The sequence below is a fragment of the Microvirga arvi genome (assembly GCF_016892765.1).
GTDB lineage: Bacteria > Pseudomonadota > Alphaproteobacteria > Rhizobiales > Beijerinckiaceae > Microvirga > Microvirga arvi.
This window is the reverse complement of sequence record NZ_JAFEMD010000008.1, coordinates 121,347-142,484: the sequence shown is the minus strand read 5'-3', so window position 1 is coordinate 142,484 and position 21,138 is coordinate 121,347. Positions and strand designations below refer to the sequence as shown.

At 64.3% G+C, this 21,138-nt stretch carries 19 protein-coding genes and 1 tRNA gene; 8 read left to right on the top strand and 12 right to left on the bottom strand.

Features of this window, described 5'->3' with window-relative positions:
• Genes ILT44_RS07310 through ILT44_RS07295 form a run of 4 tightly spaced genes read right to left on the bottom strand, consistent with a single transcriptional unit; the run spans window position 1 to window position 2,622 of the window.
• Window positions 1-588 (bottom strand): nucleotidyltransferase family protein, encoded by a 588-nt coding sequence (locus ILT44_RS07310; protein WP_204238913.1) that lies wholly within the window; start codon window positions 586-588, stop codon window positions 1-3.
• Entirely contained in the window at window positions 585-1,604 is a 1,020-nt protein-coding gene (locus ILT44_RS07305) for a molybdopterin-binding protein (protein WP_204238912.1), read from the bottom strand. Before ILT44_RS07305 ends, ILT44_RS07310 begins: the two co-directional genes overlap by 4 nt.
• Entirely contained in the window at window positions 1,601-2,293 is a 693-nt protein-coding gene (locus tag ILT44_RS07300) for an XdhC family protein (protein WP_204238911.1), read from the bottom strand. The genes ILT44_RS07305 and ILT44_RS07300 overlap by 4 nt, the downstream gene beginning before the upstream one ends.
• A gap of 5 nt (window positions 2,294-2,298) precedes the next feature.
• Complete coding sequence (locus ILT44_RS07295) at window positions 2,299-2,622, bottom strand: XdhC family protein (RefSeq protein WP_239467985.1); 324 nt, start codon at window positions 2,620-2,622, stop codon at window positions 2,299-2,301.
• Window positions 2,623-2,810: 188 nt separating this feature from the next.
• On the opposite strand from ILT44_RS07295, the gene ILT44_RS07290 reads away from it, so the two are divergent.
• From ILT44_RS07290 to ILT44_RS07260, 7 genes are all read left to right on the top strand, one after another.
• The gene (locus ILT44_RS07290) at window positions 2,811-3,272 is read left to right on the top strand and encodes an iron-sulfur cluster assembly scaffold protein (RefSeq protein ID WP_204238909.1); all 462 of its coding nucleotides are present in this window, start codon (window positions 2,811-2,813) and stop codon (window positions 3,270-3,272) included.
• A gap of 103 nt (window positions 3,273-3,375) precedes the next feature.
• Window positions 3,376-3,837 (top strand): SRPBCC family protein, encoded by a 462-nt coding sequence (locus ILT44_RS07285; RefSeq protein WP_204238908.1) that lies wholly within the window; start codon window positions 3,376-3,378, stop codon window positions 3,835-3,837.
• Between the two features lie 176 nt (window positions 3,838-4,013).
• Complete coding sequence (locus ILT44_RS07280; protein ID WP_204238907.1) at window positions 4,014-4,508, top strand: (2Fe-2S)-binding protein; 495 nt, start codon at window positions 4,014-4,016, stop codon at window positions 4,506-4,508.
• Window positions 4,509-4,664: 156 nt separating this feature from the next.
• Entirely contained in the window at window positions 4,665-7,028 is a 2,364-nt protein-coding gene (locus ILT44_RS07275; RefSeq protein WP_204238906.1) for a xanthine dehydrogenase family protein molybdopterin-binding subunit, read from the top strand.
• A gap of 12 nt (window positions 7,029-7,040) precedes the next feature.
• Complete coding sequence (locus ILT44_RS07270; RefSeq protein WP_204238905.1) at window positions 7,041-7,847, top strand: FAD binding domain-containing protein; 807 nt, start codon at window positions 7,041-7,043, stop codon at window positions 7,845-7,847.
• A 78-nt stretch (window positions 7,848-7,925) separates the two neighbouring features.
• The gene (locus ILT44_RS07265; RefSeq protein ID WP_204238904.1) at window positions 7,926-8,840 is read left to right on the top strand and encodes an AAA family ATPase; all 915 of its coding nucleotides are present in this window, start codon (window positions 7,926-7,928) and stop codon (window positions 8,838-8,840) included.
• Complete coding sequence (locus ILT44_RS07260) at window positions 8,837-10,054, top strand: vWA domain-containing protein (protein WP_204238903.1); 1,218 nt, start codon at window positions 8,837-8,839, stop codon at window positions 10,052-10,054. Before ILT44_RS07265 ends, ILT44_RS07260 begins: the two co-directional genes overlap by 4 nt.
• 161 nt (window positions 10,055-10,215) lie before the next feature.
• On the opposite strand, the gene ILT44_RS07255 is transcribed toward ILT44_RS07260, so the two are convergent.
• The 7 genes from ILT44_RS07255 to ILT44_RS07225 all read right to left on the bottom strand — a co-directional run bounded on the left by ILT44_RS07255 (window position 10,216) and on the right by ILT44_RS07225 (window position 17,665).
• Window positions 10,216-10,290: transfer RNA gene (locus ILT44_RS07255), tRNA-Glu, on the bottom strand.
• A 79-nt stretch (window positions 10,291-10,369) separates the two neighbouring features.
• Window positions 10,370-12,181 carry a single-stranded-DNA-specific exonuclease RecJ gene (gene recJ / locus ILT44_RS07250; RefSeq protein ID WP_204238902.1) on the bottom strand — a complete coding sequence of 604 codons (1,812 nt, stop codon included), beginning with the start codon at window positions 12,179-12,181 and terminating at the stop codon, window positions 10,370-10,372.
• Between the two features lie 753 nt (window positions 12,182-12,934).
• Window positions 12,935-13,378, bottom strand: coding sequence for a GNAT family N-acetyltransferase (locus ILT44_RS07245; RefSeq protein ID WP_204238901.1), 444 nt, complete (start codon window positions 13,376-13,378; stop codon window positions 12,935-12,937).
• Between the two features lie 126 nt (window positions 13,379-13,504).
• Window positions 13,505-14,503 carry a class II fructose-bisphosphatase gene (gene glpX, locus ILT44_RS07240; RefSeq protein WP_239467971.1) on the bottom strand — a complete coding sequence of 333 codons (999 nt, stop codon included), beginning with the start codon at window positions 14,501-14,503 and terminating at the stop codon, window positions 13,505-13,507.
• A 56-nt stretch (window positions 14,504-14,559) separates the two neighbouring features.
• Window positions 14,560-15,882, bottom strand: coding sequence for a homoserine dehydrogenase (locus ILT44_RS07235; protein WP_204238900.1), 1,323 nt, complete (start codon window positions 15,880-15,882; stop codon window positions 14,560-14,562).
• 111 nt (window positions 15,883-15,993) lie between these two features.
• Window positions 15,994-17,214, bottom strand: coding sequence for an LL-diaminopimelate aminotransferase (locus tag ILT44_RS07230; protein WP_204238899.1), 1,221 nt, complete (start codon window positions 17,212-17,214; stop codon window positions 15,994-15,996).
• Window positions 17,215-17,257: 43 nt separating this feature from the next.
• Window positions 17,258-17,665: a hypothetical protein gene (locus ILT44_RS07225; RefSeq protein ID WP_204238898.1), complete on the bottom strand. Its 408-nt coding sequence runs from the start codon at window positions 17,663-17,665 to the stop codon at window positions 17,258-17,260.
• A 112-nt stretch (window positions 17,666-17,777) separates the two neighbouring features.
• On the opposite strand from ILT44_RS07225, the gene ILT44_RS07220 reads away from it, so the two are divergent.
• Window positions 17,778-19,583, top strand: a complete 1,806-nt coding sequence (locus ILT44_RS07220; protein WP_239467969.1) for a PHA/PHB synthase family protein — start codon at window positions 17,778-17,780, stop codon at window positions 19,581-19,583.
• An 80-nt stretch (window positions 19,584-19,663) separates the two neighbouring features.
• Here the strand turns inward: ILT44_RS07220 and ILT44_RS07215 are convergent, their stop codons facing one another.
• Window positions 19,664-20,956, bottom strand: a complete 1,293-nt coding sequence (locus ILT44_RS07215; RefSeq protein WP_204238897.1) for an OmpP1/FadL family transporter — start codon at window positions 20,954-20,956, stop codon at window positions 19,664-19,666.
• Between the last annotated feature and the right edge of the window lie 182 nt (window positions 20,957-21,138).

Below are 21,138 nucleotides of genomic sequence, written 5' to 3'. Positions count from 1 at the left end.
CTAGAACTTGAGCTTCCCGAGCTCGTCTTGCGTGTCGATATCCTGAACGACGGCTGTGTCCGCCGTCGGCCATTCCACGACATCGGGCCTTCCGCGAAGGATGGGACCGGCCCCGACATCGCCGGACAGCCCTTCAATCGCGGCCTGCAGAGCCCGTGAGATCACAACGGGATTCCCGCGTTGGCCATCCAACGTCGGGACCAAGGCGGCCGGTTCTCCAGACGCATGCCAGCCGGCCACGAGGGCATCGATGAGACCCGCTTTGACGAACGGCATATCCCCTAGGAGAACGACCGCAGCCCGCGCCTTCGGCGGCAGCGCGGAAAAGCCTGCTTTTAGGGACGTCGAAAGCCCGTCAGCGAACAGGGAATTATGGACAATCAGGACGGGAAGCCCTTGCAGCTCTGCCTGGACTTCATCGGCGCGATGGCCCGTCACCACGATAACCGGATCGGTCGCAGCATTGATTGCGGCCTCCGTTGCATGGCGGACCAGGGCCTTGGAGCCGATGCGGGCCAGCAGCTTCGGCTGCTCGCCGAAGCGAGTACCCCGCCCCGCCGCCAGGACAATGGCCGCCACATCGCTCATTCCTCGCCATCGCTTCCGCCACCCTCGCGCGGCTGCGGTCGGGAGACGATCTCCATGAGGAGCCCGCCGACTCCGAGAGCCATGATGTTGGCGCGAGTGACGGGTACATCGGCCAGAAGACGATGCAGGATCCAGTCGAATCCGTTCTCCTTCGGAGAGCGGGCGCAGCCGGGGGCGCCGATGACGGGCTTTCCGGCGATGGACCCGACGAGGAGCAGGTTTCCCGGATCGACCGGCATGCCGAAATGCTCCACCCTTCCGCCGGCCATCTCGATGGCGGATGGAATGACGTCGCGGCGGTCGGCGATGGCCGAGGCCCCGAACACGACGATGAGCTGCGTGTCGCCCTCAGCCTGATCGGCCAGCTGCCGCGCCAAGGCCCCCACGTCATGAGGCACGCGACGATCCTGAACGATCCTTGCCTGGGCGGGTTCCAGGCGTTTGCCGAGCACCGCAAGAGTCTTGTCGATCACGCTCGGCTTGAGACCGGGAAGAACGGTCGAAACAACACCGACCGAGCGGCGCGTATAGGGCGCGATGCGCAAGGCGCCTTTACCGGCTCTGCCGATCCCCTTCTGCAGCAGAACCTCCGGAATGGCATAGGGGATGATCTTCACGGTGCCGACCATCTCCCCTGCCACGACCGGCTTGTATGCTGGCAGGGTAGCCGCTGTCATGGCCTCGTCGACAGCGTTGAGGCCGTTGATCTCATCAACATCGATCAGGAGAACGCCGGAGGTCTCGGCATAAAGGTTGGAGCGTCCGATGAAAGGGGCTTCCACACGGACGTTATCCCCGGCAAGAGCGCGAGCGAGCCGGACAGCGGCTTCGTCCTCACCGATATCGCCGGGCTCAAATCGCGCTGCGATGATGGTCTCGACGCCGGCCTGTTGCAGCTGCATGGCGATCTCGGGCGAGACGAGAGTTCCCTTCTTCACCGTCGATTCGCCTGCCCGCACACTGTGAGCCGCCAAGGCTCCGACTGCCTCCCCGACTGGAACAAGGCCGAATTTCACGCCGAGCGCCTCCGGTCTTTTCGCAGAGTTGCGACGATTTCGGCCAGGATGGAGACGGCGATTTCCGCCGGTGAGACCGCTCCGATGTCGAGACCGATCGGGGCATGGATGCGGGCGAGATCCGTTTCGGTGAAGCCGGAAGCGATCAGACGCTGAACGCGCCGCTCGTGGGTTTTGCGGGAGCCGAGCGCGCCGATATAGAAACAGTCCGAGCGCAGAGCAGCGGCGAGCGCGGGATCGTCGATCTTCGGATCATGGGTGAGAGCAACGACGGCAGTGTACCGATCGATCCTGATGTCCGGCAGGACCGCATCCGGCCATTCGGCCAGCACCGGCACGTCCGGAAAGCGCTCAGGGGTTGCAAAGGCCGTGCGCGGGTCGATGACGGTGACATCGAGATCGAGCCCTTTGGCCATGGGGATCAATGCCTGGCTGATATGGACGGCTCCGATGACGACCACCCGCACGGCTGGGGCCTGAACGGTCAGGAAGAACTGGTGGCCATCCCATTCGACCAGACCGCTTTTGCCCTGCCGCAGGCTTACCAGCAGCACCTCAGCCAGCGGATCGCTCCCGACCTCTGTCTCCCGAACCAGACGCTGCTCGCCAGAGGCCGTGTCGGTCACGAGGATCGCGGCGCGCCGGGCGGCCCGCTCTACGTTGAGGTCAGACAGGAGGCTCAGTCGCATGCCGTCTAATCCACCCGCTCCACATAGACCCTGATCCGTCCGCCACAGGACAACCCCACCTGCCAGGCGGTCTCGTCGGCGACCCCGAACTCGAGCATGCGCGGTTTTCCGTCCGCAATGACGTCCAGGGCCTCCGTGATGACCGCGCCTTCGACGCAGCCGCCGGAGACGGACCCGAGGAAGTTCGTGTCTTCGTCGATGACCAGATGGCTGCCCACGGGCCGGGGAGCCGATCCCCAGGTCTCGACCACCGTCGCAATCGCGACGCCCCTGCCCCCGCGCCTCCAGGCCTCTGCCGTCTTCAGGATATCGGTATCGGTCGAGAGCATGAGATTCCCCGGCAATAGGAGCAGATCCAGAGACCGCTCGATGCGCGATACTGCCACCACCGTGCCATGAACCGCAACCGCGATGCAGACCTCGTCGGGCCTGCCATTCCGGAGCATTGACAGGCCCGGCATTGCGGCGTCTGATCCGTCCCGAACAGGCACCTCCGTCGGATAGGACCGCCCGCAGGATGCTGAATGACGTCTACAGCCGCCGCATCCTGGAGCTTGCGGCCGACATCCCGCTTCAGGGGACGCTGACGGATGCGCATGGGAGCGCGAAGGCTCATTCGAAACTCTGCGGGTCGACCGTCACGGTTCATCTGAAGCTCGACGGCAATGTCGTGAGCGCCTTCGCCCACGAGGTGAAAGCCTGCGCTCTGGGTCAGGCCTCCTCGTCCATCATGGGACGGAATGTGATCGGCTCAACCGCCGAGGAGCTTCGAGCGCTCCGGGAGGACATGCACCGCATGCTGAAGACTGGCGGGGCTCCGCCCTCCGGCAAATGGGCCGATTTGGCGCTTCTGGAACCCGCTCGGGACCTCAAAGCCCGTCACGCCTCCATCCTCCTCACCTTCGACGCCGTCGTCGATGCGCTTGCCAAGGCCGAGGCGGCCGGGAAGGAACAGGCTGCCACCGCCCCCAGCACCTGAGCACTGCGCCTTGGCGTGCATTGCAGCAACGCTTGGCAGGTGACGCGCCGCCTGATTTGCCCTTACTCTGCCGTTTGGGCTGTTGACAGGAGGAGAACTCAGCATGGCGATGACGATGCAGGGCGAAGTCGCACTTCCGGCTGACCGGGCGACGGTATGGGCGGCCCTTAACAACCCGGAGGTCCTGAAGGCTGCGATCCCCGGATGCCAGGATCTGGAAAAGATCAGCGATACGGAGTTCCAGGCGACCGCCAAGGTCTCGGTCGGGCCGGTGAAGGCGACCTTCAAGGGCGGGGTGAACCTGACCGATCTCGACCCGCCCAATGGCTATACGATCAGCGGTGAGGGACAGGGCGGCGTTGCCGGCTGGGCCAAGGGCGGCGCGAAGGTGCGGCTCGAGGACATCGAGGGCGGTACCAAGCTGGTCTATGACGTCGAGGCCAATGTGGGCGGCAAGATCGCCCAGCTCGGCGGGCGCCTCATCAACGGCGTCGCCAAGAAATATGCCGACGAGTTCTTCGCGAATTTCGCCAGGATCCTTTCGCCTGAGGAGTCAGCCGCCTGACCATATCCTCAGTGGCGGTTTTTTGAATCATTCCAATGCTTGACCGCTCCACCTGAGCGGGCCACACTCGGCTTCGATGCATCGCATTCGTGCGGTCGTCCAACAACAATACCTGCCGGTGTCGGAGACCACCTGAAGGTTGGCCTGACTCCCGGCCTTTGAGGAGGAAGCCACGCATGACAACCGTCTCCCTGACGGTGAACGGTCAATCCGTCACCGCAGATGTCGATCCCCGCACCCTGCTCGTTCAATTCCTGCGCGACAACCTGAGACTCACTGGAACCCACGTGGGCTGCGATACCAGCCAGTGCGGCGCCTGCGTCGTTCACCTGAACGGGCAGGCCGTGAAGTCCTGCACGACTCTCGCGGTCCAGGCCAATGCCAGCGTCGTCACCACCATCGAGGGCATTGCCCAGGGCGGCGAGCTCCACCCGATGCAGGCGGCTTTTCGTGAGCATCACGGCCTTCAATGCGGGTACTGCACGCCGGGCATGATCATGTCGGCCATCGATATCGTGAACCGCAAGGGGAACACCCTCGACGAGCAGACGATCCGGGCGGAGCTCGAAGGCAATCTGTGCCGCTGCACGGGCTATCACAACATCGTCAAGGCCGTCGCTGCCGGAGCTAAAGGAATGGCCCAGGCGCCCCTGCAGCAGGCGGCGGAGTAAGGCGATCTGGCACGCTCGTTCAACGGACGGCGCCCTCCCGCAGAGGTGCAAGCTGCAGGCGAGTCTCGAAGCAGGCGCTTCATTCAAAGCCTTATCCGGGATTCCCGGCACGTTTCCGCCTCCGGTTGAGGGCCTACGAAGACAATGGAGGATTTCATGACCGCAACAGGCATCGGCGCACCCGTCCGCCGGAAAGAGGATCAGCGTTTCGTCACCGGCCAGGGGCGCTACGTCGACGACTTCAACCGACCTGGTCAGGCTCATGCTTATTTCCTCCGCTCGCCGCATGCCCATGCCGCAATCCGGTCCATCGACACGGGACCGGCCATGATCATGCCAGGCGTGATCGCCGTGTTCACGGGCGACGACCTCGCGGCCGACAAGATCGGCGGGCTCATCTGCGGCTGGATGATCCATTCCAAGGACGGCAGCCCGATGAAGGCAGGGCCACATCCGGCGCTCGCCCAGGGCAAGGTGCGCTATGTGGGCGACCACGTGGCGGTGGTGATCGCCGAAACGCTCGCCCAGGCGAAGGACGCGGCGGAAGCCATTGTGGTCCACTACGATGTTCTCCCGGCTGTCGTCGACACGGCTCAAGCCGCGAAAGCGTCCGTTCAAGTGCATGACGTCTCGCCGGACAACACCGTGTTCAACTGGCATCTCGGCAACAAGGACGAGACAGAAGCGGCCTTCGCGCGGGCGAAGCACGTCACCAAGATCGACCTCGTCAACAACCGTCTGGTGCCGAACCCCATCGAGCCTCGCGCGGCTGTCGGCGAATACGATCTCGGAACCGACAACTACACGCTCTACACGACGAGTCAGAACCCCCACGTGGCCCGCCTCGTCCTCTCCGCCTTCATCGGCGTGGCGCCGGAGCACAAGCTGCGCGTCATTGCGCCGGATGTGGGCGGCGGGTTTGGGTCCAAGATCTTCATCTATGCCGAAGAGACGGTCTGCGTCTGGGCGGCGAAGAAGGTCAAGCGGCCGGTCAAGTGGACCTCGGACCGCTCGGAGGCCTTCCTGTCCGACGCGCATGGCCGGGACCACGTCACCCACGCGGAGATGGCAACCGACGAGAACGGCAAGATCATTGGCCTTAGGGTTCACACCACGGCCAACCTCGGCGCCTATCTCTCGACCTTCTCTTCCTCGGTGCCGACCTATCTCTACGCCCCGCTCCTATCGGGCCAGTACGACATTCCGGCCATCTATTGCGAGGTGGATGCGGTCTATACGAACACGGCGCCGGTCGATGCCTATCGCGGCGCGGGACGGCCCGAGGCCACCTTCGTGGTCGAGCGGCTCGTCGAGAAGACCGCCCGTGAACTCAGGCAGGATCCGGCCGAATTCCGCCGCAGGAACTACATCACGCAGTTCCCGCACGCGACCCCGGTCATCATGACCTACGACACGGGCGACTATGCCGCCTCGCTCGACAAGGCGCTGGAGATTGCGGACTACAAGAACTTCCAGCAGCGCAAACAGGAAAGCGCCCGCCGCGGCAAGCTGCGGGGCATCGGTTTCTCGAGCTATATCGAGGCCTGCGGCATCGCTCCCTCTCAGGCGGTCGGATCTCTCGGCGCCGGTGTGGGATTGTGGGAATCCGCCGAGGTGCGTGTCAACCCGACCGGTTCCGTCGAGGTGCTCACGGGTTCGCACAGCCACGGCCAGGGCCACGAGACTACTTTTGCCCAGCTCGTCTCCGACCGGCTCGGCATTTCCATCGATCAGGTCAGCATCGTGCACGGCGACACCGACAAGGTGCAGTTCGGCATGGGCACCTACGGCTCGCGCTCCGGCGCGGTCGGCATGTCGGCCATCGCCAAGGCGATCGACAAGGTGATCGCGAAGGGCAAGAAGGTGGCGGCCCATGTGCTCGAAGCGTCCGAGGGCGACATCGAGTTCAAGGACGGCAGGTTCGGCGTGGCCGGCACCGACCGTTCGATGGCCTTCGGCGAAATTGCCCTCCAGGCCTATATCGCGCACAAGTTCTCGGGTCAGGATCTGGAGCCCGGCTTGAAGGAGGGAGCGTTCTACGATCCCACCAACTTCACCTTCCCGGCCGGCGTCCATATCTGCGAGGTGGAGATCGACCCGGATACCGGCGTGACCAAGATCGAGCGTTGGACGGCGGTCGACGATTTCGGGGTGATCATCAACCCGATGATCGTCGAAGGCCAGGTTCATGGCGGCATCGCGCAGGGTGTCGGTCAGGCGCTCCTGGAAGGGGCTGTGTACGACCAGAGCGGTCAGCTCATCACGGCCAGCTTCAATGATTACTGCATGCCGCGGGCCATCGACCTGCCCGCGTTCCAGGTCGGCATGACGGTGACCCCCTGCCCTTCGAACCCGCTCGGGATCAAGGGCTGCGGCGAGGCCGGGGCCATCGCGGCTCCGCCTGCCGTCATCAACGCGATCACCGATGCCCTCGGCCATGAGGACATTGCCATGCCGGCGACACCTCAGGCGGTGTGGCGGGCGGCCCAGAAAGCACGCATGCCCATGGCGGCGGAATAAGGGAGGACGTAAATGTACGCTTTCGAATATCACCGCCCCACGAGCGTCAAGGAAGCTGCTGGCCTCGCCGGCCAGGCCGAGGACACCAAGTTCCTCGCCGGAGGCCATACGCTGCTGCCGACCATGAAGCTGCGGCTCGCGGGCCCTGCAAACCTGATCGATCTCGGCCAGATCGCGGAGCTGCGCGGCATCGAGCGCTCCGGTGACACCATCACCATCGGCGCCATGATGAAGCATGCGGAGGTCGCAAATTCCGCCGAGGTGAAGCAGGCGATCCCGGCTCTTGCCGAGATGGCCGAGCTCATCGGCGATCCGCACGTGCGCAATCGCGGCACCATCGGCGGCTCCGTCGCCAACAACGACCCTTCCGCCGATTATCCGGCCGCGTGTCTTGCCTTGAACGCGACCATCATCACCAATCAGCGGAAGATCGCGGCTGACGACTTCTTCCAAGGCATCTTTACGACTGCCTTGCAGGAAGGCGAGATTATCACCCAGGTCTCATTCAAGGTTCCCTCCCAGGCAGCCTATACCAAGTTCCGCAACCCGGCCTCGCGCTATGCTCTCGTCGGCGTGTTCGTGGCGAAGCACGCGGATGGCGTGCGCGTCGCCGTGACGGGTGCGGGCTCGAATGGCGTGTTCCGGCTGCCGGAGATGGAGAAGGCACTGAGCGGGAACTTCGCGGCCGAAGCCATCGACGGCATCGCCGTGGCGACGGATGAGATGAACAGCGACATCCATGCCGATGCCGCCTATCGGGCTCACCTCGTCGGCGTCATGGCACGACGCGCCGTGCAGGCCGCTGCCGCGCGCGGCTGAGCGGGCGCACCTCAAACGACATCGATGCGATGCCCGGGCCAGGCCCGGGCATCGTGTCCTTCTGGAGCAGCACAGCCCGTGGCCGACCAACCCGGTTCCATCGACAGCACATTGGCTCTTCTGGAGTGCGCGGGCTATGTCGCCGACCGGCCGCTGGCGACTGTTCTTTTCCTTGCCCTGAAGCTCGGACGCCCGCTCTTCCTTGAGGGAGAAGCCGGCGTCGGCAAGACGGAGATCGCGAAGGTGCTCTCGTCCGCGCTCGGACGCCGCCTGATCCGTCTGCAATGCTACGAGGGCCTCGATGTCGCCTCAGCCGTCTACGAGTGGAACTATGCCGGGCAGATGATGGCCATCCGGCTCGCCGAAGCCGGCGGAGCGGTGGATCGCAATGCGCTGGAGAGCGATCTGTTCTCGGAACGTTATCTGGTGAAGCGGCCGCTCCTGCAGGCGCTGGAGCCCGACACCTCCGGCGCCCCGGTTCTCCTGATCGACGAGCTCGACCGCACGGACGAGGCCTTCGAGGCCTTTCTGTTGGAGATGCTCTCGGACTTCCAGGTCACCATTCCCGAACTCGGCACCGTCAGGGCGGAACATCCTCCCATCGTCATCATCACCTCGAACCGCACCCGCGAGATTCACGACGCGCTCAAGCGCCGCTGCCTCTATCACTGGGTCGACTATCCCGATGCGGATCGGGAGCTTGCCATTCTCAGGAGCCGCGTCCCGCATGCTCCCGAGCGCCTGTCGCAGGAGATCGTCGCCTATGTCCAGGCGATCCGGAAGGAAGAGCTGTTCAAGGCACCGGGCGTTGCCGAGACCCTCGACTGGGCCTCCGCCCTCGTGGAACTCGATGCGGTGGCGCTCGACCCGGTGCTGGTCTCGGACACCCTCGGCGTTCTCCTGAAATATCAGGACGACATCCAGAAGATGCAGGGCAGCCGGGCCAAGGATATGCTCGACCGGGTTCAGGATGCGCTGAGGGTATCCGAGTGACCGACGCATCCGCCCGCCAGGGTGAAGGTCGCCTCGCGGACAACATCGCCTATTTTGCGCGGGCCTTGCGAGCCGCAGGTTTGCCGGTCGGCCCCGGTGCTGTTCTCGATGCCATCGCGGCCGTCGAGGCTGGGCGGATCGGCAGGCGCGAGGACTTCTACTGGACCCTCCATGCGGTGTTCGTGAAACGGCACGAGCACAGCATCCTGTTCGACCAGGCCTTCAGGATCTTCTGGCGACGGCGCGCGCTGATCGAGAAGCTGATCGCCCAGATGTCACCGATCGCGCCGGGTGGGGCCAAGGAGGAGAAGAAGCCGCAGGCGGGCGCTCTTCGCGTGGCCGAGGCCCTGGCGACGCCCCGGCAGGAGAAGCCGGAGCCGGTCGAGAAGACCGAATTCTCCGCCCGCCTCACCGTCTCGGATCGCGAGGTCCTGAAGGCGAAGGATTTCGCGCAGATGTCGGCCGCTGAAGTCGCGCAGGCCAAGCGCCTGATCGCCGAGATGTCCCTGCCGGACGACGAGGTGACCACGCGCCGTTTCTTGGCGGATCCGAGAGGTCGCCGCATCGATCCACGCAGAACCTTCCGGCGATCATTGCGCGGAGGCGGCGCAATCGATCTGGCCTATCGCTCCCCCGCAGTGCGGCATGCGCCGGTGGTGGCGCTCATGGACATCTCGGGCTCCATGGCCGACTACTCCAGGCTCTTCCTGCACTTCCTGCATGCCATCGCGGAGAAAAGGCGCAAGGTTCACTCCTTCGTCTTTGCCACGCGGCTCACCAACATCAGCCGCGAGCTCACGAGCCGCGATCCGGACGAAGCGCTCGCCCGCGCCTCGAAGCGCGTGCAGGACTGGGAGGGCGGGACCCGGATCGCCCATGCCCTGCACGACTTCAACCGCCACTGGTCCCGCCGCGTGCTCGGCCAGGGCGCCATCGTTCTCCTCTTCACGGATGGGCTCGAGCGCGAGGTGACGAAGGAACTGACCTTCGAGATGGACAGGCTCAAGCGATCCTGCCGGCGACTGATCTGGTTGAATCCACTTCTCCGCTTCGATGCTTTCGAGGCGCGCGCCTCCGGCATCCGCGCCATGCTGCCTCACGTCGACGAATTCCGTCCCATTCACAGCTTGGGATCGATGCGGGACCTCTGCCACGCCCTCTCCGGCGAGTCGTCCGGGAACAGCAATCCGCGCCAGTGGCTGCGGGCATCGTGAACCTCGACAGCCGCCAAGGCGTACCTTGCAGCAATCGCGCGCCAAACCTCTAACCTGCGAGAGCCTAACCGTTCATCGAACTGATGTGCTCGATGAGATCCCGGTTGCGCAGATGCAAGTAAGGCACTCAAGCGGTTGAATTTTTCGGGATGCAAAAGGAGTGGCGCGCCCTAGGGGAGTCGAACCCCTCTTTCCTGCGTGAAAGGCAGATGTCCTAACCGATAGACGAAGGGCGCGCAGGACTTCGGGGCGGTGCCGCCGAAGTGGGCGAACCTATAGATGGGTTCGTGACGCATCGCAAGCACCCGATTTCAATTATTCGGGCCTTGCCGCATCCATGATGCGAAGCTCGGCTTTTTCGCCGCCACCCCAACGGTCGATGGAGAGAGTCCCCGCTACATGAAGCGGATTTCCGATGGCCTGGGACAGGACGTTGCCAAGCGGTTGGCCGGCGGCGCGGAAGGCGATTCCGCCGATGAAACTGCCGTCGCCGCCGCGAAGCTTGACGCGCAGATGCCCGCCGCTCCCGACCTCCCTCGCCTCGATCACGCGATGCTGCGGGAAGACGAAAACCGGCTCTGGCTGGCCCTGGCCGAACGGCCCTGCCTTTTCGAGGGCCGTCACCACAGTGGGCTGGGCGCCGGCTGCGGTCAGGGTTGCATCGATGGCAAAATTGTCCCGCAGCCGCATGGCGCTTACGGGATCGGAGAGTCTCTCGGTGACGAAGTCGAGGAAGCGCTGGAGATCAGCCGCCTGGATCGTCACGCCGGCCGCCATGGTGTGGCCGCCCCCCTTGATGGCCAGCCCTGCCTCGACGGCAGCCCGCACAGCATGACCCAGGTCCACACCCGGCACGGAACGGCCCGAGCCGGTGGCCGTGCCGTCCTGGTTGAGGGTGAAGGCGAAGGCCGGACGGCGGAACCGCTCCTTGGTGCGGGCCGAGATCAGGCCGACGACGCCGGGGTGCCACTCGGCCGAGGCGGTGACGAGAACGGGCAGATCCGGCATGCGCTCGAGCGCCATCGTCGCCTGGGCCTCAGCTTCGGCAACGGCGACGACCTCAATGCTCTGGCGTTCGCGGTTGAGCCGGTCGAGCTCTGCTGCCAGGCGGCCGGCCTGGGCCGTGTCCTCAGTCAGCAGCAACTTCGAACCCAGAGCGGCATCGCCGATGCGCCCGCCGGCATTGATCCTCGGTCCAACGAGATAGCCCAGGTGCCAGCTCTCCGGCGCTCCGGCGAGGCCTGCCGTGTCGAGGAGCGCCGCAAGGCCCACCCGGCGGCGGCTTTTCATGATGGCAAGCCCCTGGCGCACGAAGGCCCGGTTAAGGCCGAGGAGCGGCACCACGTCCGCCACGGTCGCGAGGGCGACGAGGTCGAGGCTCCCCATCAGATCCGGCTCGGGGCGGCCCTGAAAGAAGCCGCGCGAACGCAGGGTCCGGTTGAGAGCGACGAGGAACAGGAACACCACCCCCGCCGCGCAGAGATGACCGAGGCCCGACAGGTCGTCCTGCCGGTTCGGGTTCACGATAGCAAGCGCCTCAGGCAATTGCTCGGGCGCTTGGTGATGGTCGAGAACGATGGGATCGAGGCCGAGCCGCTTCGCCTCGGCCAGAGGCTCCATGCTGGCGGTGCCGCAATCGACCGTGACCAGGATGTCGGAGCCCTGCTGCTTCAGCGCGCGGATCGCATCGACGTTCGGGCCATAGCCCTCCGTGATGCGGTCGGGAATATGGATCGCATATTCCACGCCGCAGGCCCGCAGATACTCCGCCAGCAGCGCGGCGCTGCAGGCCCCGTCTACGTCGTAATCGCCGAAGATCGCCACCTTCTCGCCTCGCGCCACCGCGTCGGCGAGCCGCGAGGCGGCCGCTTCCATGTCGGTAAACACATGCGGATCGGGCATGAGATCCCGCAGGCGCGGGTTCAGGAAGCCCTCAGTGTCGTGGATACCGACGCCCCGACCCGCGAGCACGCGCGCCAGGACATCCGGCAGGCCGTGAGTCTGAGCGATGGCAAGCGCAATCGTGCTCTGGGTGGCATCGCAGCGCTCGACCCAGGTGCGCCCGAGGGCGGAATTGCTGATGCCCAGGAAGGGCTTGGGCAGGAGAAGAGGAGATGATTCGGTCACAGCGGGAGTCTTACCCGCGAATTGTGGTCAAAACACCCGGCGATCTTCGGGGGAGCGCCGTCTCGTTGTTATCCCGGATGCCGCAGGCGATCCGGCAAGCGTTCAAGCAGTGGATTGTCAAAGGGCCAGCGCCTTGGGGCCCGCAGCGTTGCGCTGCGAGCCTGATGGGTGATCGAGGGTGGCGCGTCAGGCAGCCCGGCTCGATGATGGATGGTGTGAGATGGAAGAGCCGAGATGCCTCTTCGCGCACGGTTTCTTTAGGCGTTCAGGCGATGCCAGCCCGGTGACCGTTCAAGGCGTTGTCCGTCTGCTCGACGGGGGCCTTGAACCGATTCCGACCACCGGCACACAGCCTGGGCCTCTCGCCAGACTGCGTGCGAGGCAAGCCTGCGAGACCGTGTCTGCTCCCGCACTGCGACGCCTCGCGAGCGCGCCCCTCGACAGGACCAGATCTAAGACAACGATATAGCCCAGCTTAGGATGATTGTCAAGAACAAAATAAGAACACGCGCGCCTGCCCTCTCCCCTGTGCGGGAGAGGGTGGCCCTCGCGTCAGCGAGGGTCGGGAGAGGGGCGGTGCAAGACCAATGACGCCCCCTCTCCCGGCTCACTTTCATTCGCCACCCTCCCCCGCAGAGGGGGGAGGGAGAGAGCACTGGACGATCCTTCGAGACGGTCGCTCCGCGACCTCCTCAGGATGAGGGTATGTCTTGAACAAAGCCGGATCCCCGGATCAAGTCCGGGCATGACGTCTCAGCTCAGCAGCTGCCGGTATTGGATAAATCCCGTGCGGGCGGCGACCTTGTCGTAGAGCCCCTGGGCTGAAATGTTGGTCTCGTGGGTCAGCCAATAGACCCGGCTGGCGCCATCGGCCTGCGCCTTCTCGTAGACCGCCTCGATCAGAGCCCGGCCGGCCCCGCGCCCCCGCGCCTCCTCCGCCGTGAACAGATCCTGCAGGTAGCAGTAATCGCCCGTCGTCCAGGTGGAGCGGTGATAAAGGTAGTGCACGATGCCGACGATCCTGCCGTCGAGGATGGCGGCAAGCCCGTGCATGGGCTCGGCCGGATCATTGAGCCGCCGCCACGTCTCCTCCGTCACCTCGGCTGGTAAAGAGGATTTGTAGAACGTGAGATAGCCCTGCCAGAGGGGCTCCCAGGCTTCGCGGTCGCCCGTGGTAAAGGGACGTATGTGGATCATTTGGTTGTCCATACCTGCTCCAGCGTCATCCCCGGACTTGTTCCGGGGATCCACGTTTTCAAACCTCCTAAAAACGTGGATGGCCGGGACAAGCCCGGCCATGACGTCTGAGCATTTTGTAAAAGGCTAGTCCAGATGGAACTTCGCCAGTTCCCGGTGCTCGCCGTAGATGCGGCGTACGGTGCCGGTGGCGGAGCGGTACACCACGGTCTCGGTGGTGATCACGTCCTTGCCGAAATGGACGCCCTTGATCAGCGCGCCGTCGGTGACGCCGGTCGCGGCCACGATCACGTCGCCGCGGGCGAGGTCCGCCATGTCGTATTTCTTGTTGGGATCGGTCACGCCCATCTGAAGGGCGCGGGAGCGCTTCTCCTCCGAATCGAGGATCAGGCGGGCCTGCATCTGGCCGCCGATGCAGCGCAGGGCGCCTGCCGCCAGCACGCCTTCGGGGGCCGCGCCGATGCCGAGATAGATGTCGATGCCGGTTTCCGAAGGCTTCGTCGTGAAGATCACGCCGGCGACGTCGCCGTCCGAGATCAGGCGAATGCCGGCTCCCGTCTTGCGGATGGCGGCGATCAGATCCGCATGGCGCGGGCGGTCGAGCACGAGGGCCGTGAGTTCGTTCACCTTCACGCCCTTCGCCTTAGCGAGGTTGTGCAGGTTTTCCTCCGGGCTGGCGTCGAGATCGACGGTGCCGGCAGGGTAGCCGGGGCCGATGGCGATCTTGTGCATGTAGACGTCGGGCGCAGCCAGGAGCGTACCGGCCTCAGCCATGGCCATGACGGCGATGGAGCCGGGCATGTCCTTGGCGCAGAGCGTCGTGCCTTCCAGCGGATCGACGGCGATGTCGACCTTCGGCCCCTGCTTGTTGCCGACCTTCTCGCCGATGAAGAGCATCGGCGCCTCGTCGCGCTCGCCCTCGCCGATCACAACCGTGCCGTCGATGGGAAGCTTGTTCAGCTCACGGCGCATGGCATCCACGGCAGCCTGGTCGGCGGCCTTCTCATTGCCGCGGCCACGCAGCCTGGCGGAGGCCACGGCCGCACGCTCGGTGACGCGGACAAGCTCCAGGGTCAGGATGCGCTCGATGATTTGGCCCGGTTGGACGGTAATGCCTTGCGACATGGACGTGTCGTCTCCCTTATTATGATCGTGAGCGGACCGAGAGGCCCGGTCGAGGGTTACTCGCGTTCGATGCGAATGACTTGGGGCGGCTCGGCGATAAGACCATCCCCCGAAATTTTTTCCAGGGCCGAGCGGATCGAGGCCTCGGTGGCCGCATAGGTGATCAGCACCAGGGGAACCGGAGTGCCCGAGCGACCGTGCGGATCCTTGTTGGCGGCGAGCTCCGAACGCTTCTGGAGAATGCTCTCGAGCGAAATGTCCGCCTCCGCCATGCGCGTCGCCACGCCCGCCGCAACGCCGGGCCGATCATGGACGGTCAGGCGGATATAGTAGCCGCCCTCATGCCGCTGCATAGGCGCGCGGGGCGCCTTTTCCAGACGGTCGATGAGGACGCCGAAGAGCGGCTGCACCTTGCCGGTTGCAACATCGGCGATGTCCGCGACGACGGCCGAAGCGGTGGCATCGCCCCCGGCCCCCGGCCCGATCAGGGTCAGCTCCCTGACCGCATCGGCATCGACCGTGACCGCGTTCGTCACGCCCATGACCTGGGCGATGGAGGACGTCCTCGGCACCATGGTCGGATGAACGCGCTGCTCTATGCCCGTCCTCGTGCGCTCGGCAACGCCCAGGAGCTTGATGCGGAAACCCAGCTCCTTCGCCATGGCGAGGTCGAGCGGAGCGATCGAGGAGATGCCCTCCACATAGATCGCATCGGCATCGATCTCAGTGCCGAAGGCAAGGCTGGTGAGGATTGCGAGCTTGTGGGCCGTGTCGTAGCCCTCGACGTCGAAGGTCGGGTCCGCCTCCGCATAGCCCAAGCGCTGGGCGTCCTTCAGGCATTCCTGGAACGTGAGGCCTTCCAGCTCCATGCGGGAGAGGATGTAGTTGCAGGTGCCGTTGAGGATGCCGTAGAGCCGCGAAATGCGGTTGGCCGGCAGGGCCTCGCGAAGGGTCTTGATGATCGGGATGCCGCCGGCGACGGAAGCCTCGAAGGCGAGCGAGACGCCCTTGTCCTCGGCAAGCTTCGCCAGCTCGAGGCCGTGCTTGGCCAGGAGCGCCTTGTTGGCAGTGACCACGTGCTTGCCATGAGACAGAGCCGTGCGCACCGTCTGCAGGGCTACACCATCCGCGCCGCCGACCAGCTCGACGACGCAATCGACATCCACCGAGCCGGCGAGGTCCACCGGATTGTCGAGCCACGTGAAGCGGGAAAGATCGAAGCCTCTGTCCTTGGTCCTGTCGCGGGCCGAGATCGCAACGACCTGGACCGGCCGGCCGCCCCGCTGGGCGACGACTTCGTTCTGACGATCGAGAATGCGAATGACCGATGCGCCGACGGTGCCGAGGCCGGCAATGCCGACCCGTAGAGGACGAGTCACGTACAACAGCTCCTTGAGAATGTCGGGCTGCTTTTACGACTGCCGGGGTTCCATGTCCATGCGGACCCGATCCCTGGAACAGGGATCGGCATGAATTCCTGTGACGGCGGGTTAGCCGCGGCGAACCATCGGCACCACGTTGTGGAGGGTCTGGTCCGCATTATCGAAGAACTTGCGGATGTTACGCGCAGCCTGGCGGATGCGCTGCTCGTTTTCCACAAGGGCGATGCGCACATAGTCATCGCCGTGCTCGCCGAAGCCGATGCCGGGGGCAACCGCCACGTCGGCCTTCTCCACCAGGAGCTTGGAGAACTCCAGGCTGCCCATGAACCGGAACTTCTCGGGGATCTGCACCCAGGCGAACATGGAAGCGGTGGGCACCGGCACGGGCCAACCTGCCTTCGCGAAGGAATCGACCATCACGTCGCGGCGGCGCTTGTAGGTCGCCCGCATCTCGCGGATGCAGTCGTCCGGCCCGTTCAGGGCTGCGGTTGCCGCCACCTGCACCGGCGTGAAAGCTCCGTAATCGAGATAGGATTTCACGCGGGCCAGAGCCGCCAGCAGGCGCTCGTTGCCGACCGCGAAGCCGATGCGCCAGCCGGCCATGGAGAAGGTCTTGGACATGGAGGTGAACTCCACGGCCACATCCATGGCGCCGGGCACCTGCAGGATCGAGGGCGGCGGGTTCGCCTCGTCGAAATAGACCTCCGAATAGGCAAGGTCCGACAGCAGAATCAGCTCGTGCTTCTTCGCGAAGGCGACGAGATCCCGGTAGAAATCGAGGGAGGCCACATAGGCCGTCGGGTTCGACGGATAGCAGACGACGAGCGCCACTGGCTTCGGGATCGAGTGGGCCACGGCCCGCTCGGCGGCGATGAAGAAATCGGGGGTCGGCTCGGCGGGAACCGAGCGGATGACGCCGCCCGCCATCAGGAAGCCGAAGGCATGGATCGGGTAGCTCGGGTTCGGCACCAGGATCACATCGCCCGGCTCCGTGATCGCCTGGGCCATGTTGGCGAAGCCTTCCTTCGAGCCCAGCGTCGCCACCACCTGCGTGTCCGGGTTGAGCTTCACGCCGAAGCGGCGCTCGTAATAGCCGGCCTGGGCGCGGCGCAGGCCCGAGATGCCCTTGGAGGCGGAGTAGCGGTCGGTCCGGGGCTTGCCCACGGTCTCGACGAGCTTGTCGATCACATGCTGCGGAGCCGGGAGGTCCGGATTGCCCATGCCGAGGTCGATGATGTCGGCCCCATTGGCCCGGGCGGCCGCCTTGATGCGGTTGACCTGCTCGAAGACGTAAGGCGGAAGGCGCTTGATCCGGTAGAAATCAGACATGGTTTCTCGTCCCCGAGCGGAATCACATCATTCCGTATAGGCACTAAGGCGTTCTCTTGGAATTCGTCTTCTGGCGCGTCTGCTGCGACGTGTTGGCCGGAAGCCTGATCGGCTCAGGCGGCGGCGTCTTGCCCAGATCTGCAGCCTGTGCGCCGGCCGCCTCGTTCCGAGCCCTCAGGGCATCCATCTCCGCCTCGGCAGCCTTGATCTCCTGCGCCGTGCGAGCCGGGGTCGGACGCTCGGGCACCGAGGCACTGATCGGCATATAGTCGAGATCGGCCGGCCGGGAGCGCGCAACGAAGTCCGGACTCGCCGCCATCTGGGGCCCCGCCCCAACGCTCGCTGCCACGTCCCGCACGGGGTTGCTGTTGCAACCTGCCATGCCGGCAGCCGCGAACGAGATCAGCGCAAACGCCGCAACGCGAGGGATCGAAAGGGGCTTCTTACGCATTTCTGATACCTAAGGATGGCAACATGACTCTGGCAAACCCGACAGGTCGAAAGCTAAGATGTCGGAAGTGCAGCCCGAGGGCAATGCTGCTGCGATAGAGGGAGATCGCCTTATGGACAAGCCATATGGTGAAGAGAAGACTCAAGCCTCTACACCGGACTTCGAGGAACTCTCCCGTAATATGACGCGCTTCATCGAGGGCGCCGGCAAGGCCGCTGCGGCCTATCTCAAGCCTGTTCAGGAAGGCAAAATTCTAACCGAACCTCCCGGAGATGCCTCGGAGGCGATCAAGTCCTTGAGCCGCGTGGCCGAAGCCTGGATGACCGATCCGCAGAAGAGCCTGGAGGCCCAGTCTCGTCTCGGCACTCAGTTCCTGAGCCTCTGGGCCTCGACCCTGAGGCGCGCTCAGGGCGAGCCTGCGGAGCCGGTCGCCGAGCCCGAGCCCAAGGACAACCGCTTCAAGGACCCGGAATGGTCCGAGAACCCGATCTTCGATTTCCTGAAGCAGGCCTACCTCATATCGTCCCGCTGGGCGGAGGATTTGGTGGAGAATGCGGATGGCCTCGACGAGCGCACCCGGCACAAGGCGCAGTTCTATCTCAAGCAGCTGTCCAGCGCGCTCTCGCCCTCCAACTTCCTCCTGACCAATCCCGAACTCATCCGGGAGACCATGCGCGAGAACGGTGCCAACCTCGTGCGCGGCATCTCCATGCTGGCGGAGGACATCGAGGCCGGCCAGGGTGAGCTGAAGATCCGCCAGTCGGATCCGAGCAACTTCAAGGTCGGCGTCAACATCGCCACCACTCCGGGCAAGGTGATCTTCCGCAACGATCTGATCGAGCTGATCCAGTACGCGCCGACGACGGAGAAGGTGCTCAAGCGACCGCTTCTGATCGTGCCGCCCTGGATCAACAAGTACTACATCCTCGATCTCAACCCGGATAAGAGCTTCATCCGCTGGGCGGTCTCGCAGGGCCTCACCGTCTTCTGCATATCCTGGGTGAACCCGGCCGAGCAGCATGCCGAGAAGGGCTTCGAGCATTACATGCGCGACGGCATCTTCGCGGCGCTGGAAGCCATCGAGCAGGCTACGGCTGAGAAAAAGGTGACGGCGATCGGCTACTGCGTCGGCGGAACCCTGCTGTCCACAACCCTCGCCTACATGGCTGCCAAACGCGACAAGCGCATCGACAGCGCCACATTGTTTACGGCGCAGGTGGATTTCACCCATGCCGGCGATCTCAAGGTGTTCGCGGGCGAGGAGGAGGTTCGCAATCTCGAAGCCAATATGAAGAAGCGCGGCTACCTCGAAGGCTCGCGTATGGCCAACGCCTTCAACATGCTGCGGCCGACCGACCTGATCTGGCCCTATGTGATCAACGTCTACATGAAGGGCAAGGCGCCCCTTCCGTTCGACCTGCTGTATTGGAACGCCGATTCGACCCGCATGCCCGCGGCCAATCACGCCTTCTACCTGCGCAACTGCTATCTCGAGAACAAGCTCGCCAAGGGCGAGATGGAGCTGGCCGGCGTGAAGCTGGATCTGAAGAAGGTGAAGGTGCCGATCTTCAACCTGGCCGCCAAGGAAGACCACATCGCCCCTGCCCGCTCGGTCTTCGTCGGCTCGAAGGCCTTCGGCGGACCGGTCCACTACGTGCTTGCTGGATCGGGGCACATCGCCGGCGTCGTCAATCCGCCGGGTAAGCCGAAATACCAGTTCTGGACCGGCGGCCCCACTGAGGGGGAACTGGAGGATTGGATGAAGCAGGCCAACGAGACTCCCGGCTCCTGGTGGCCCTACTGGTTCGAATGGATCAAGGCCCAAGCCCCCAAGATGGTGCCGGCGCGGGAGCCTGGAAGCGGCAAGCTCGAACCTCTCTGCGACGCGCCTGGAACCTACGTTCTGGCGAAGTCCTGAAGCTTCATTTTCTTTGCCCATACCCAAAAACGAAAGGCCGGCGAAACGCCGGCCTTCTTGTTGTCTAGTTACTGAAGAACTCAGTACTTGCGAACGATCGGAGCCGCCGGGATGGCAACCACCGGATCGTCCCAGCGATAGCGCAGACCGACTGTCACGATATCCGTGCTGGCATCCACATCGGCAAGGAAGGGAAGCCCTTCGAAGTCCTGATGCCCGGGAACGATACGGATATCCGTCTCTTTCGTGAAGATGTGGGTGTAGGCGAGGTCGAAGGACAGCTTGTTGTTCCACTGGTAGCTGGCGCCGACAGACGCCCAGATGCGGTCATTGTCGGGCAGACGGGTGGAACGGATGTTCGTGTCGATCGGCGATTCCTCGTAGGCCAAGCCGGCGCGCAGGGTGAGCTGGTCGTTCAGCTTGTAGTCGAAACCGAGGGAGTAGAAATAGCCGTCGTCGTAGTTGAGGGGCAGGTCGGTGACGACAACGCCGCCGGGGCCGGTGACGAGAGGCGTCTCAAGAATGCTCCAGTTCGTCCACTCGAAACCCGCATGCACCGTCAAGGCGGGCGTGAAGGCATGCGAGATGCCGAGGGTGAGCTGGTCCGGGGTGCTCAGATCGGAGCTGATCGGAATGATGCCGGTCGGACCCGGGATGGAGACCGTACCTTCAAGGCCATGCTCGATCCGTGAGCGATAGCCGAGACCGATCGTCGTGCCGGCGAACGGCGTGATCGTCACACCGGCCGTGAAGCCGAAACCGATGTCGTCGCCGTCGAGGATGACGCTCGGTGCGCCGGGCGCCACGCCTGCCGCCCGCTTGAGCTTGATGTCGAAGTACTGAAGGGACGGGCCGACCGCAACCGAGAACCAGTCGTTCAGCTTCACGCCGACGACCGGGTTGACGTTGACGGAGAAGACCCTCGACGAACGGGAATAGACCTGACCGGACCAGTTGTCCCGCGGATCCGTCACGAGGCCGTAGGGCGAGGTGGCGGAGAGGCCGACCCACAGCATGTCGTTGATCTGGTAGGAGTTGTAGCTCGCCGCAACGAGCGCATCCTGGCCGATGTCGCCGGACCCGCCGAGAGCGAAGGTCGGAACGGACGGCAGTGGGTTGATGTCGACCCGCGGGACGATGAGCGACAGGCTCGCATCGGTCTGCCAGCCGGGCATCATCGTAATGGCGGCGGGGTTCCAGAACATGGACGAGAGGTAGCCCGAACCCGATGCGGCACCGGCGAAGGAAAGACCCTGAGCCGTGGCGCTCTGCTCGCGGATGGCGAAGCCACCGGCCTGGGCGCCGCCCTGAGCGGCGACGAGAGCTGCAAGAGAGACTGCAGCAAGGGTCAAAGGACGAGAGAGACGACTCATGGAGTTTTCCTACCCATTTGTTTCTTCTGCGGGCGAATCCCGCCTTGGGGCCAATGTGCCAACGCTTAAATTCCGCCGCAATCCGATTATGCGCCGCGCTTAGATTGTTAACATATGCTAAATTTTAGAATTCGATGTGAATTTTACTTCGAAATACTCTCAAAAAATTCAGTATTCTCAAA